Origin of the sequence: Amycolatopsis sp. WAC 04169 (genome assembly GCF_003947535.1) — a bacterium.
GTDB classification, from domain to species: domain Bacteria; phylum Actinomycetota; class Actinomycetes; order Mycobacteriales; family Pseudonocardiaceae; genus Amycolatopsis; species Amycolatopsis keratiniphila.
Genome location: NZ_QHJI01000004.1, coordinates 553,781 through 567,293 on the forward strand (window position 1 = coordinate 553,781; position 13,513 = coordinate 567,293).

The 13,513-nt window shown below is 69.1% G+C and carries 13 protein-coding genes; 7 read left to right on the top strand and 6 right to left on the bottom strand.

What is annotated here, in order from left to right; genetic code table 11:
* Positions 1–20: 20 nt before the first annotated feature.
* Both DMC61_RS11625 and recQ read left to right on the top strand, forming a co-directional pair.
* Positions 21–362 (top strand): helix-turn-helix transcriptional regulator, encoded by a 342-nt coding sequence (locus DMC61_RS11625; protein ID WP_125689144.1) that lies wholly within the window; start codon positions 21–23, stop codon positions 360–362.
* Between the two features lie 41 nt (positions 363–403).
* Positions 404–2,245 carry a DNA helicase RecQ gene (recQ, locus tag DMC61_RS11630; protein ID WP_199749958.1) on the top strand — a complete coding sequence of 614 codons (1,842 nt, stop codon included), beginning with the start codon at positions 404–406 and terminating at the stop codon, positions 2,243–2,245.
* Here the strand turns inward: recQ and DMC61_RS11635 are convergent.
* Positions 2,242–2,460, bottom strand: a complete 219-nt coding sequence (locus tag DMC61_RS11635; RefSeq protein WP_125689146.1) for an antitoxin — start codon at positions 2,458–2,460, stop codon at positions 2,242–2,244. The genes recQ and DMC61_RS11635 overlap by 4 nt on opposite strands.
* 153 nt (positions 2,461–2,613) lie before the next feature.
* On the opposite strand from DMC61_RS11635, the gene add reads away from it, so the two are divergent.
* On the top strand, positions 2,614–3,588 hold the full coding sequence (gene add, locus DMC61_RS11640; RefSeq protein ID WP_125689148.1) for an adenosine deaminase: 975 nt from the start codon (positions 2,614–2,616) through the stop codon (positions 3,586–3,588).
* A gap of 69 nt (positions 3,589–3,657) precedes the next feature.
* Here the strand turns inward: add and DMC61_RS41620 are convergent, their stop codons facing one another.
* Entirely contained in the window at positions 3,658–5,082 is a 1,425-nt protein-coding gene (locus DMC61_RS41620) for a cellulase family glycosylhydrolase (protein ID WP_125689150.1), read from the bottom strand.
* A 274-nt stretch (positions 5,083–5,356) separates the two neighbouring features.
* Here DMC61_RS41620 and DMC61_RS11650 point away from each other — a divergent pair, with 274 nt between their 5' ends.
* On the top strand, positions 5,357–6,178 hold the full coding sequence (locus DMC61_RS11650; protein WP_233594778.1) for a lytic murein transglycosylase: 822 nt from the start codon (positions 5,357–5,359) through the stop codon (positions 6,176–6,178).
* Here the strand turns inward: DMC61_RS11650 and DMC61_RS11655 are convergent.
* From DMC61_RS11655 to DMC61_RS11665, 3 genes are read right to left on the bottom strand one after another with little or no spacing between them, the layout of a single operon-like run.
* The gene (locus tag DMC61_RS11655) at positions 6,175–7,524 is read right to left on the bottom strand and encodes a VWA domain-containing protein (protein WP_125689154.1); all 1,350 of its coding nucleotides are present in this window, start codon (positions 7,522–7,524) and stop codon (positions 6,175–6,177) included. The two genes, DMC61_RS11650 and DMC61_RS11655, sit on opposite strands and share 4 nt — an antisense overlap.
* A complete protein-coding gene (locus DMC61_RS11660) occupies positions 7,521–8,402 on the bottom strand; it encodes a MoxR family ATPase (RefSeq protein ID WP_005155088.1) in 882 nt (293 codons plus the stop codon). Before DMC61_RS11660 ends, DMC61_RS11655 begins: the two co-directional genes overlap by 4 nt.
* Before the next feature lie 21 nt (positions 8,403–8,423).
* The gene (locus DMC61_RS11665) at positions 8,424–9,863 is read right to left on the bottom strand and encodes an MFS transporter (protein WP_125689156.1); all 1,440 of its coding nucleotides are present in this window, start codon (positions 9,861–9,863) and stop codon (positions 8,424–8,426) included.
* Positions 9,864–9,925: 62 nt separating this feature from the next.
* Here DMC61_RS11665 and DMC61_RS11670 point away from each other — a divergent pair, with 62 nt between their 5' ends.
* The 3 genes from DMC61_RS11670 to DMC61_RS11680 are packed head-to-tail and all read left to right on the top strand — an operon-like array spanning position 9,926 to position 12,707.
* Entirely contained in the window at positions 9,926–10,885 is a 960-nt protein-coding gene (locus DMC61_RS11670) for a YafY family protein (RefSeq protein WP_233594779.1), read from the top strand.
* The gene (gene mgrA / locus DMC61_RS11675) at positions 10,882–11,916 is read left to right on the top strand and encodes an L-glyceraldehyde 3-phosphate reductase (RefSeq protein ID WP_063276577.1); all 1,035 of its coding nucleotides are present in this window, start codon (positions 10,882–10,884) and stop codon (positions 11,914–11,916) included. Before DMC61_RS11670 ends, mgrA begins: the two co-directional genes overlap by 4 nt.
* Before the next feature lie 44 nt (positions 11,917–11,960).
* The gene (locus DMC61_RS11680) at positions 11,961–12,707 is read left to right on the top strand and encodes a class I SAM-dependent methyltransferase (RefSeq protein WP_125689158.1); all 747 of its coding nucleotides are present in this window, start codon (positions 11,961–11,963) and stop codon (positions 12,705–12,707) included.
* On the opposite strand, the gene DMC61_RS11685 is transcribed toward DMC61_RS11680, so the two are convergent.
* On the bottom strand, positions 12,694–13,509 hold the full coding sequence (locus DMC61_RS11685; RefSeq protein ID WP_125689160.1) for an aldo/keto reductase: 816 nt from the start codon (positions 13,507–13,509) through the stop codon (positions 12,694–12,696). The two genes, DMC61_RS11680 and DMC61_RS11685, sit on opposite strands and share 14 nt — an antisense overlap.
* Between the last annotated feature and the right edge of the window lie 4 nt (positions 13,510–13,513).

Sequence of the window (13,513 nt, forward strand, 5' to 3'; positions counted from 1 at the left end):
CAGGCCGTGATAGTTGCCGGATGCACGCGTTCGACGTCCTCGGGGATCCGGTGCGCCGCCGGATCCTGGAACTGCTGGCGGGCGGGGAACAGAGTTCCGGCGACGTGACCACCGTGGTCCGCGCCGAGTTCGGGATCTCGCAGCCCGCGGTCTCCCAGCATCTGCGCGTCCTGCGCGAAAACGGCTTCACCACGGTCCGCGCCGAGGGCGCGCGACGGCTGTACTCGGTCGATCCTGGCCCGCTCAAGGAGATCGACGGCTGGCTGGAGCAGTACCGGCGGTTCTGGACCGGGCCGCTCGACGCGCTCGCCACCGAGATCGCCCGCGGCCGCCGTGAACGGCGGAAGGCCGCCGGAGACTAGGCGCGCGGGGACTGTCGGACCCCGCCCCTAGAATCGTCCGGGTGGCAGCCCCCGACATCGGTACCTCGGAAGTCTCGGAAGCCCTTGAAACGCTGAACCGCGTCTTCGGCTACGACGACTTCCGCGGCGACCAGCACGCCATCGTCGAACACGTCATCGCAGGCGGTGACGCGCTCGTCCTCATGCCCACCGGCGGCGGGAAGTCGCTGTGCTACCAGATCCCCGCGCTGGTGCGGCCGGGCGTCGGCGTGGTGATCTCGCCGCTGATCGCGTTGATGCAGGACCAGGTCGACGCGCTGCGCAACCTCGGCGTGCGCGCGGGGTTCCTGAACTCGACGCAGGACTACGCCGAGCGGAACAGGGTCGAGGCCGCGTTCCTCTCCGGCGAGCTGGACCTGCTGTACCTGGCGCCCGAGCGGCTTTCGGTCGAGTCGACGGTGCGGCTGCTCGATCGCGGCAAGATCTCGCTGTTCGCGATCGACGAGGCGCACTGTGTCTCCCAGTGGGGTCACGACTTCCGTCCCGACTACCTGATGCTGTCCGCGGTGCACGAGCGCTGGCCGGACGTGCCGAGGATCGCGCTCACCGCGACGGCCACGAAGGCGACGCACGCCGAGATCGCGTCCCGGCTCAACCTGGAGGACGCGCGGCATTTCGTCGCGAGCTTCGACCGGCCGAACATCCAGTACCGCATCGTCGGCAAGAACTCACCGCAGCGGCAGCTGCTGGAGCTGCTGCGCACCGAGCACAAGGGCGACGCGGGCATCGTCTACTGCCTGTCACGGAATTCGGTCGAGAAGACCGCGGACTTCCTGGTGGAGAACGGGATCCCGGCGGTGCCCTATCACGCCGGGCTCGACGCGCGAACCCGCGCGAAGCATCAGTCGCGGTTCCTGCGCGAGGACGGGCTGATCGTCGTCGCGACGATCGCCTTCGGCATGGGCATCGACAAGCCGGACGTCCGGTTCGTGGCGCATCTGGACCTGCCGAAGTCCGTCGAGGGCTACTACCAGGAAACCGGTCGCGCGGGCCGCGACGGGCTGCCGTCGACAGCGTGGCTGGCGTACGGCCTCCAGGACGTCGTCCAGCAGCGCAAGATGATCGACACCTCGGAGGGGTCCGACGCGCACAAGCGGCAGCTGAGCGCGCACCTCAACGCGATGCTGGCGCTGTGCGAGACGGTCGAATGCCGCCGTGTGCAGGTGCTGAGCTACTTCGGGCAGCGGAGCGAGCCCTGCGGTAACTGTGACACCTGCTTGGCACCGCCGGAGACGTGGGACGGCACGATCCCGGCGCAGAAGCTTCTTTCCACCATCGTCCGGCTGCAGAACGAGCGGCGGCAGAAATTCGGCGCCGGGCAGATCATCGACATCCTGCTCGGCAAGTCCACCCCGAAGGTGACCCAGCATCGGCACGACACGTTGAAGGTCTTCGGGATCGGCACGGAGCTGAAGGAGCCGGAGTGGCGTGCCGTCGTGCGGCAGCTCTTGGCGCAGGGACTGGCGGCGGTCGAGGGCGACTACGGCTCGCTGGTGCTGACCGAGGGCAGCGCGGAGGTGTTGAACGGGACGCGAAAGGTCCAGTTGCGGCGTGAACCGGAGCGGGCGGCGAAGGCCGCGGCCCGCTCCAGCGCGAAGAAGGCCGCGGCCGCCGACATGCCCGCCGAGGCGGCGCCGGTGTTCGAGTTGCTGCGGTCGTGGCGGGCCGCGGCGGCGAAGGAGCAGGGGGTGCCCGCGTACGTGATCTTCCACGACGCGACCCTGCGCCAGATCGCCACCAAACGGCCGGCCACGCTGCAGGAGCTGGGCACGGTCAGCGGCGTCGGCGAGAACAAGCTCGCCAAATACGGCGAGCAGATCCTCGAGACGCTCGCCGACGCCTAGTGCTCGTAGGGTCGGCGCGGCGGCCGCCCGGTCATCCCGTCGACCTTGCGCACCGCGCCGTTGATCTGGCTGTGGTACTTGCCCTTGGTCTTGTGGTCGACGAAGGTCGCGGCCTTGTTCACGGCCTTGGAGACCTTCTCGGGGTTCTTCCGCACGTAGGCGCGCACGGCCCCGGCGGTGCCGGCCAGGGCGGTCAACTTCCGCAGTAGAGGCACTGTGGTCCCTTTCCTCGGGGTCGTCTGGTTGTCCTGCTCAACGACCGGTGACGGCTCCTGGGTTCCCCGCGGCGAGCCGAATCACTCATTTCGGATGACGACCGCCGGAAAACGGGGCGCGCGGCGAGGGTCCCGGCCACTAAATTCGTGCTCATGCGGGATCTTTCGCTGCTGCCCAAGGCCCATCTGCACGTCCACCTCGAGAGCACCATCCGGCCGGACACGCTCCGTGACATCGGCGAGGCGAACGGCATCGCCGTCCCCGCGGAGCAACCCGTGTTCGACGGGTTCCGCGCGTTCGGTGACTACAACGGGCTGCTGCGGTCCTGCCTGCGGAGACCGGAGGACTTCGAACGGGTGGCGCGGGAGTTCTGCGAGGACCAGGTCGCGGACGGCGTCCGCTACGCCGAAGTCACCTTCACGGCGGCTTCGCACGGCGAACGGGTGGGCGAGCCGGACATGCCGCTGGAGTCCGTCCTCAAAGGACTGTCGGCGGGTGCCGCCGAACACGGCCTCCACTGGCGGATGATCCTGGACCATTCGCGCCGCCGTCCGGTCGAACGCGCCCGGCTCACCCTCGACCTCGCCCGCCGGTACGCCCCGGACGGGGTGTTCGCGATCGGCCTCGCCGGGGAGGAGAAGTACCCGCTCGCGCCGTTCGCCGGGATCTGTGACGAGGCCGAGGAGGCGGGGCTGCACCTGATCCACCACGCCGGGGAGGACGCCGGCCCGGCCAGCATCCGCGAGGCATTGGAAGTCGGGCACAGCGAGCGGATCGGCCACGGCATCCGGATCCTGGAGGATCTCGCACTGGTCGCCGAAGTGCGGGAACGCGGAATCGCGCTGGAGGTCTGCCCGTCGTCGAACGTGACGCTCGGCCTCGTGCCGTCGTTCGAGGAGCACCCGCTCCCCCGGCTGGTCGACGCCGGGCTCGTGGTCACCCTCAGCACCGACGTCCCCTCGATCACCGGAACGACGCTGACCGACGAATTCCTGCGCACCCGGGAAGCGTTCGCCTACCACGATCACGCGCTCGCCGGACTGGCCCGCGCTGCCGTCGACGCGTCCTTCGCGCCCGCCGACCTCAAGCGCTCCCTCCACGCCGAGATCGACGCCTGGCTCTCGTAACGCAATTAGTCCTCTGAATGCGGTACTTGCGCGTGCAAGTACCGCATTCAGAGGACGAAACGCGAGGGGTCAGCCGGTCGGGAAGTCGTCCGGCGTGCGGATGCGGTCCCGCACCCAGACACCGGCGGGCTTCAGCATCGAAGTGCCGGTGAAGGAGTTCCCGGCGCAGGTTCCGGTCTTGAACACGGCACCGGAGCGGAAGTCGTCGGAGAAGTTCCAGTTCGTCCAGCCGATCTTCTTGGCGGCCAGCAGATCCAGGTACTTCTGCGAGAACGTGAAGTCGTTCCCGCCGTCACCCGTGTAGGTCTGGGTGCCGAATTCGGTGACGAACACCGGGAGCTTGTCGGCCGTCCGCGCCAGCGCGTCGTAGTGCTCGTCCTGGTGCGACGCCGCGTAGAAGTGGAACGTGTACATGATGTTGGTGGCGTTGACCGGGTTGTTCAGGATGTCGGTCTCGTCGCGCTGGTCGGAGACGCCGAAGGTCGACCAGCCGTGCGTGCCGAGGAAGACGACACTGTCCGGGTCCTGGGCACGGATCACCGGGATGACCTCTTCGGCGTACCGCTTCACGTCCGCCCAGCTGACGCCGTTCGGCTCGTTCGCGACGTCGTAGATGATGTTGACCTTGTCCTTGTGCCGCTGGGCGATCTCGGTGAAGAAGGTCTTCGCGAGGTCGGTGTTCACGTTCGGGTCGCCCGGGTCGAGCTGGTGCCAGTCGACGAGGACGTACATCCCGCGTTTCGTCGCCTCTTCGATGTAGTTGTGCATCATGTCGGTGAACTTGCGCGGGTTGCTCTCATAGCCGTCGTCCTGGATGTACATGGCGACGCGCAGGATGTCGGCCTTCCAGTCGTTGGCCAGCGCGTCCAGCGAGGCGGTCTTCACGCACTGGCTGTACCACTGGATCCCGTGCGTGCTCATCCCCCGCAGCTGGATGGGCTTGCCGTACTGGTTGCACAGTTTGACGCCGCAGACGTGGAGCTTGCCGTTGATGGACACCGGCGTCCCGACACCGGGACCGCCGCCGCCTTCGACCGACAGCGAGTCCGCGTTGGGGCCGCCGTTCGACGTGACGGCGGTGGTGCGGATCTTGTTGCTGCCCGCGGCGAGGTTCACCGTGGTGGTGACGGTACTCCAGCTCGTCCACGCGCCGGTGCCGGCGAACCCGAGGTCGTCGACGGCGATGGAGCCGTTGACGGTGATGTCGAGCGGGCGGTTGGCGGTGGTGCCGTTGGCGTAACGGAAGGTCAGCGTGTGCGGGCCCGCTTGCGCCGCGTTGACGGTGTACTCGACGTAGCTACCGGTGACGTTGTCGTAGTTGACGAACCCGGATCCGGTGAAGCCGGTGTGATTGGCTTCGACCACGCCGCGCGAGATCGTCGCGTTCTCGGACTCGTATCGGACGGGAGCCGCGGAAGCGGCCTGGGCGGAGATCGGGACCGAGGCGGCCGCGAGCACCGTGACCAGCGCCGCCCGCCATCTTGGGCGTACCACTTTGTGTCTCCTTCAGAAGCGTCGTTGCTTTCCGTGAAGCGGGGGCGCGGCGAGCCCTTGTTAAGAAACCTTCCTAACGCGGACTAGTCTCACCATCCGGATGAAGCGCTGTCAACAGGGCAAAGGGGGCGATCGCACCCCGCAGTCGGTCCTCTACTTGCGGTAGTTGCACGCGCAAGTACCGCATTCAGAGGACGAAATGCGGGCCGTGGTCCGCATCACCCGGACGGCGGGCCACACAAGTTCTCCACATTCGTCACGTACCGTGGAACCGGTGACCGCTTCGTCCCCTTCGACCCTGGACCTGATGGATCAGTGGGAACAGCCGCCCAGGAAACGTGGCCCGCGTGGCTGCGTGATGCTCGCGCTCCTGGTCGTGGGCGCCCTGGTCGCCGGTGCCGTCTGGGTCGTGGTCAGCCTCAACGACCGTGAGCCGGTGCCGGTCAAGCCGGAATTCGAGGTCCCCGCGCTCAAGCCCGCCCCGCGTTCGGCCATCCCCGGCGACGCCGGACCACTGCCCGCGGAGCCCGCGAAGGACGCCTGGATCGCGAAGGTGTCGGAGAACACGGACATCCCCTCACGCGCGCTCCGGGCGTACGTGAACGCGGCCGAGAAGACCGCGAAGACCACTCCGCGTTGCGAGATCACCTGGGCCACCATCGCCGGGATCGGCCGGACCGAGTCCCAGCACGCCCGGCACGACGGTTCCCGCGCCGGCGAGGACGGCGTCGTGACGCCGCCGATCATTGGTATCCCGCTCGACGGCTCCCCCGGCGTGCTGGCGGTGGTCGACACCGACAAGGGCGCCCTCGACGGCGACCCCAAATGGGACCGCGCGGTCGGGCCGATGCAGTTCCTGCCCGCCACCTGGAAGCGGTACGGCGTCCGCGCGAGCGGCGACGGCGCCGCACCGGACCCGCAGAACATCGACGACGCCGCGATGACGACCGCGCGGTACATGTGCGCCCGGGGCGGCGACCTCGGCGACCCCGCCGGCTGGTGGACCGCGGTGCTGACCTACAACAACTCCACCCAGTACGGGCAGGAAGTGTTCAGCAACGCCGACGCCTATGGGAAGGCCGCCCTGAAGCCCTAGGCGGGCAACAGCCGCGTCACCAGCCGGGTCAGCTGGTGCACGTTCCGGCATTCGTACATCTCGACGACCTCCGCGTAGGCGTGCGCCTCGGAGTCGCCGGTGGACCACAGCTCGGTCCGCTCGGGGTTGAGCCAGTACGTATGCCTTGCCGCGGCGGCGATCCCGCGAACCGCGTCGAGGTTCGGGTCACCGCCATTGGTCCTGGCGTCACCGAGGATGAGCATGGACGTCCTGGGGCCCACCGCGTCCGAGTAGCGCTCGACGAACTCGCCGAGCGCGTGCCCGTAGTCGCTGTGCCCGTCCCAGCGGGTCAGTTCCGCGTCGGCGAGGATGCGCGCGCCGAGGTCTTCGGGATCGGCGGCGCCGGTGTCGACGAGGTGGGTGATCTCGTCGCAGGCGTCGATGAACGCGAACACCCGCACCTTGCTGAACTGGTCGCGCAGGGCCTGCACCAGCAGCATGGTGAAGTTCGCGAAACCGGCCACCGAGCCCGACATGTCGCACAGCAGCACGATTTCCGGACGCCCCGGCCGATGCCGCCGATACGACGGCCGCATCGGGACGCCACCTGTGGACAACGAGCGCCGCAGCGTTCGGCGCAGGTCGATGTGCCCGCGCGCGTGCCGCCGTCGCCGGGCGGCCAAGCGCGTGGCCAGCTTGCGTGACAACGGCTGCACGACCCGGCGGAGTTCGGCGAGTTGCGCGCGGCTGGCGAGCAGGAAGTCGACGCGGTCGGCGGCGGGCGGCACGGCGTGCCGCGAAACCCGTTCCCTGCCACGGACTTCAGCCACGCGCCGCCGTGCTTCGGTCCGCACGAGACCGCGGAAACCCTCGACTCGGCGGCGGACGTCGTCGCGATCCAGCCGGTCGGTGAACTCCTCCTGGCCGCCCGCGCGGATCGCTTCGAGCACCCGGACCACGAGCGTCTGCGGCTGGAGCCGTTCCAGCGTCTGATGCGCCGACCAGCCGCCGCTGCCCGCCGTGCCGCCGTACTCCCCCAGCATGTCGACGGCGAGCCCGGCCAGCTGCGTCAGCTCCGGCTGGTCGTTCGCCGCGAGCGCGGTGGCGAGCCGGTCGCGCAGCGCGGCCAGATCGTCGACGGGGTCCTGCGACGGCGCGCCGACACCGAGCGGGAAGTAGATGTCGAAGGTCGCGTCGAACACCGCGCGCTGGCCACCGCGCCGGACGAGCGCGGCCGCGAGCCCTTCCCTCATCTGCTCGCGGGAGTCGAGGCCCAGCACTTCGAGTGCCGCGGCGGCGTCGACCGTCTCGCTGGGCCCCGCCGGGATTCCGTGTTCCCGCAACGCTTCCACGAATTCGACGAGCCTGCCCGGCACGCCGCTCACGAGTCGAGGACCTTGCCGAGTTCCAGCCGCGCGTCCGCCTTCACGACGTCGTCCTGGTGTTTGAGGATGACGCCGAGACTCGCGCGGACGACGTCCTCGCCGAGGCTGTCCGCGCCGAGTGCCAGCAGGGTCCGTGCCCAGTCGATGGTCTCGGCGACCGACGGCGCCTTCCGCAGTTCCATCGCCCGCAGCGCGGTGATCACCTTGACCACGGACGCGGCGAGCGCGTCGTCGACGCCCGGCACCTTGAGCCGCACGATGCGCTGCTCCAGCGCCGCGTCGGGGAAGTCGATGTGCAGGAACAGGCACCGGCGGCGCAGTGCCTCGGAAAGCTCGCGCGTCGCGTTGGAGGTCAGCACCACGAACGGCTTGCGTCCGGCGGTGATCGTGCCGAGCTCCGGGACGGTGATCTGGAAGTCGCCGAGCACCTCCAGCAGCAGCCCCTCGATCTCGACGTCGGCCTTGTCGGTCTCGTCGATGAGCAGGACGGTCGGCTCGTCGCCCTTGATCGCCGTCAGCAGCGGCCTGGCCAGCAGGAACTCTTCACCGAAGATGTCGTTGCGGGCTTCGTCCCACGTCTCGTCCTTGCCGGCGGTGATCCGGAGAAGCTGCTTCGCGTGGTTCCACTCGTACAGCGCGCGAGACTCGTCGACGCCTTCGTAGCACTGCAAGCGCACGAGCCGGGAGCCGCTCGCCTGCGCGACCGCCTTCGCCAGCTCGGTCTTGCCGACCCCCGCGGGGCCCTCGATCAGCAACGGCTTGCCGAGGGCGTCCGCGAGGAACACCGTGGTGGCGACGGCCGCGGAGGCCAGGTAGCCGGTGTCGGCGAGCTTCGCCGTCACGTCTTCGACGGATGTGAAGTACCCGGTCCCAGCCACGCGGCCTCCCAGCTCGATCGCCTACCCGGCCGACTCTACGTCGCGAATCCGTCTCGGCAGCAGGAACCCGACCGCGAAGGTGAGCATCACCATCACCGCGACCACCCAGAACGTGCGCTGGGCGGCGCCGGTCGGGTCGGCGGTCCCCGCGTCGAAGAACACCGTGCCCAGCAACGCGAGCCCCAGCGCGCCGCCGACCTGCTGGAGCGACGTCAGCGCACCCGACGCCGATCCGGCCTCCGCCGGTTCCACCCCGGACAGGGCGATCTCGAAGTACGGTCCCATGATCAGCCCGGAGCCGATCCCGACCACCAGCAACGCCGGCGCGATCAGCCACGGACCCGTCTCCGGGCCGAGGAGCAGCAGGAGGGCGACCACACCGGCGGTCATGATCAGCGCGCCGGTGTGCAGCACCTTGCGGCCGTGCTTGCGCACCGCCTGCACCAGGCCCATCCCGACGATCATCCCCAGCGACATCGGCACCCCGGTCAGCCCCGCCTTGAGCGGCGAGAAACCGAGCCCGAGCTGCAGATACAGCGTGAAGACCAGACCGAAACCGGAAAACGCCGCGAAGTAGATCGTCCCGGTCGCCATCCCGGCGAGGAAGCTGCGCTTGCGGAACAGGCTCGGCTCGACCAGCGGGTCACCGCCGCGACGGCTCTTGCGCTTCTCGAACCACGCGAACACGCCGAACACCACGACCGCGGCGGCCATCATCGCGAACGTCCACAGCGGCCAGCCGTACTCACGCCCCTGCACCAGCGGGAAGACGATCAGCAGCGCGCCGGTGGTCGCGAGCAGGGCACCGGGGATGTCGAGGGTGAGCGAACCGCCGGGACGGGACTCGGGCAGGAACTTCAGCGCGGCGAGCACAGCCAGCGCGCCGATCGGGAGGTTGATCAGGAAGATCATCCGCCAGCCGGTGCCGAAGAGATCGGCGTCGACCAGCCAGCCCGCGAGGATCGGCCCGCCGACCGCGGCGAGCCCCATCACCGGGCCGAACATGCCGAACGCGGACTGGAGTTCCTTGCCGGAGAACATCTCCTTCATCATGCCGAGGCCCTGCGGCACCATCGCGGCACCGAAGAGGCCCTGCACCACCCGCGCGGTGATGATCATCTCGGGGTTCACCGCGATCGCGCAGAACAGCGAGCCGACGACGAAACCGATCGCGCCGATCAGGAACATGCGCTTGCGGCCGAAGATGTCGCCGAGCCGCCCGCCGGTGAGCAGGCCGGACACCATCGCGAGGGTGTAGGCCACGCCGAGCCACTGGATCATCGCCGTGCCGCCGCCGAGCGACGCCCGCATGACCGGTCCGGCGATGCTCGTGACCGTCATGTCGAGCAGTTCCATCACCGAGCCAGTCAGGATCACGAACAGCGCGGGCCAGCGCCAGCGGTAGGACTTCTCCACGTTTTCCGTGGTCACACCGCTCGGGGTGTCCAGTGTCATCGTCATGGGAACAACGCTAAAGTCAATTCCGGCCACTTTCTGACCGGAATGCGAGCGAATCTGGATTCATGGCGAACACGAGTGCGCGGATGCTGCGGTTGCTCTCCCTGCTGCAGACACACCGCTTCTGGTCGGGGATCGAGCTGAGCGACAAGCTCGAAGTGAGCGAGCGGACGCTGCGGCGCGACGTCGAACGGCTCCGCGAGCTGGGTTATCCGGTCAACGCGAGCCGCGGCGTCGCGGGCGGCTACCAGTTGCGGTCGGGCACGGTCATGCCGCCGCTGCTGCTGGACGACGAGGAGGCCGTGGCGATCGCGGTCGGCCTCCGGACGGCGGCGAGCGGTTCGGTGGAGGGCATCGAGGAGACCTCGGTCCGGGCGCTGACGAAGGTCGTCCAGGTGATGCCGCCGCGGCTGCGCAGGCGTGTCGACGCGCTCCAGGCGTACACGACGCCGGCGGCCGTCACGGGTCCCCGGGTCAACGCTGCCAGCCTGACGGTGATCGCGCAGGCGTGCCGGGACGACGAACGGTTGAAATTCGACTACGCGGCACGCGGTGGCGAGGAGTCCGCGCGACTGGTCGAGCCGCACCGGCTCGTCTCGCTCGGACGGCGCTGGTACCTGGTGGCGTGGGACCTCGACCGGGTGGACTGGCGCACCTTCCGCGTGGACAGGCTCAGCGAGCCGCGCACCACCGGCGCCCGCTACCGGCCGCGCGAGATCCCCGGCGGCGACGCGGTCAAGTTCGTCGAGGCGCAGATCAAGGCGAGGCCGACCACGCATACGCTGGTCGTCCGGGTGCAGGCGCCGAAGGACCGGGTCGAATCGGCGGTGCGGTACCTCGGCGGCGCGCTCGAAGCGATCGACGAGACGTCCTGCCGCCTGACGATGAACGTCGACACCTTCGACTGGCCGGTCCTGATCCTCGCCGCCATCGGCGCGCCTTTCGAGGTCGAGAGCCCTTCGGCGTTCAAAGACCACCTCGCGTCCGTCGCCGCCCTCTTCACGGCGGCTAGCATCGGGCCGTGAGCACCTACGTCGCGGCCGAGGGCCGATACGAGAGCATCCCCTACCGCCGCACCGGGCGCAGCGGCCTGAAGCTGCCCGCGATCTCGCTGGGCCTGTGGCACAACTTCGGGAACGACAAGCCGCTGGGCACGCAGCGGGACATCGCGCGGCGCGCGTTCGACCTGGGCATCACCCATTTCGACCTCGCCAACAACTACGGCCCGCCCTACGGCTCGGCGGAGGAGAACTTCGGCAGGCTGCTGGCGTCGGACTTCAAGCCGTACCGGGACGAACTGGTCATCTCGACCAAGGCGGGCTACGACATGTGGCCCGGCCCGTACGGCGAATGGGGCTCGCGCAAGTACCTGCTGTCCTCTTTGGACCAATCGCTCGGCCGGATGGGCCTGGACTACGTCGACATCTTCTACTCGCACCGTTTCGACCCCGACACGCCGCTCGAAGAGACGGTCGGCGCGCTCGACACCGCCGTCCGGTCCGGACGCGCGCTGTACGTCGGCATCTCTTCGTACTCGTCGGAAAAGACCGCCGAGGCCGCCCGCCTCCTTCGCGAGCTGGGCACCCCGCTGCTCATCCACCAGCCGTCGTACTCGATGTTCAACCGCTGGCTCGAAGGCGACAAGCTGCTCGACACGCTCGAAACCGAAGGCGCGGGCTGCATCGCCTTCTCGCCGCTGGCCCAGGGGCTGCTGACCAGCCGCTACCTCGACGGCGTTCCCGAGAATTCCCGTGCCGCGCAAGGGAAGTCGCTCAACCCGGACACGATCACCGAGAGCACCCTCGGCAAGATCCGGGCGCTGAACGAGATCGCTCAGCGCCGTGGCCAGACGCTGGCGCAGCTCGCGCTCGCGTGGGGCCTGCGTGACCCGCGGATGACGTCGGTGTTGATCGGCGCGAGCAGCGTCGCCCAGCTGGAGGACAACGTCGGCGCGCTGAAGAACCTGCACTTCACGAACGAGGAGCTGGCCGAGATCGATCGCTACGCCACCGAGGCCGACATCAACCTCTGGAAGCGCTCGACCGACGCCGGCTAGCTAATCGCGTTGCCCCACCGGGCCGGGGAGCCGAGACTGCGGAGATGACTTTCGAAGATCAGCTCGCCGAAGGAGAGGCCGTCCCGGTCGAAGGCTGGGACTTCTCGTGGTTCGAAGGCCGGGCCACGGAGGAACGGCCGCCGTGGGGCTACTCGCGGTTGCTCGGCGAGCGGATGGCGGCGGCCGCCGCCGGGCTGGACCTGCAGACCGGCGGCGGCGAGGTGCTCGCGGGCATCCCGGAACCGCCGCCGGTCCTCGCCGCCACCGAAGGCTGGCCGCCGAACGTCGAGGTCGCGCGGAGGAACCTCGCGCCCCTCGGCGGCCAGGTGGTCGAGGCCGAGTACGACGCGCCCCTGCCCTTCCCCGACGAGTCCTTCGATCTGGTGAGCAGCCGTCATCCGATCGCGAATCCGTGGCGGGAGATCGCCCGCGTGCTGCGTCCGGGCGGCACCTTCCTGTCGCAGCAGATCGGCGCGGGCACCGTGCGGGAGCTGAAGGAGTTCTTCCTCGGCCCGCAGGACTACGGCGGCTGGACGCCCGACGTCCTGCGGGTCGAGGCGGAAGCCGTCGGGCTCCGGGTGGATCGCCTCGAACCGGCGAAACTGCGGATGGAGTTCTTCGACCTCGCCGCGGTCGTCCACTTCCTCCGGAAGGTGATCTGGATCGTGCCGGGATTCGAGGCCGGGAAGTACCGCGACAAGCTCGCGGAACTCCATCGGGTGATCGAGACCGACGGGAAGTTCGTCGCGCACTCCCGGCGGGTGCTGGTGGAGGCCGTCAAGCCTTCGTGAGCCGCTCCAGGTGTTCAGCAGTCAGCTTCACGTCCCCCGCGGCGAAGTTCTCCTCCAGGTGCGCGACGTTCGCCGTCCCCGGGATCGGCAGGATCACCGGCGACCGCGCGAGCAGCCACGCGAGCCCGACCTGCGCCGTCGTCACCCCGAGCTCCGAAGCGACGGCCGTGAGCTCGGCGCCGACAGAAGACGCGGCGCCGAGCACCGGACGCCAAGGCAGGAAAGCGATCCCCGCCGCCTCGCACGCGTCCAGCACCGCTTCGTGCTCACGGTCGAGCAGGCTGTAGCGGTTCTGCACGCTCGCGATGTCCACGATCTCCCGCGCCCGCGCGAGTTCGTCGACGGTGACCTCGGAGAGCCCGATCCGGCCGATCTTGCCTTCGTCGCGCAGATCGCGCAGCGCGCCGAGCTGGTCGGCCAGCGGGGTCTCCGGGTCGATGCGGTGCAGTTGCAGCAGCTCGATCCGTTCGACCCGCAGCCGCCGAAGTCCCTCGTCCACCTGCACGCGCAGGGATTCCGGGCGGGCGTCGTACTTCCACTCACCGTCGACTCGCCGGACGCCGACCTTGGTGGTGACCACCAGGTCCTCCGGATACGGGTGGAGCGCTTCGGCGAGCAACTCCTCGTTGGCTCCCCAGCCATACATGTGCGCGGTGTCGATCAGCGTGATGCCGAGTTCGACCGCGCGCCGCGCGACGGCGATCGAATGCTCACGTCCGGGTCCTGCTTCGGTCGGCAGGCGCATGGCACCGAAACCGATCCGGCGTACGGGCAGGTCTCCGCCGATGGCGAACTGTTCCATGCCG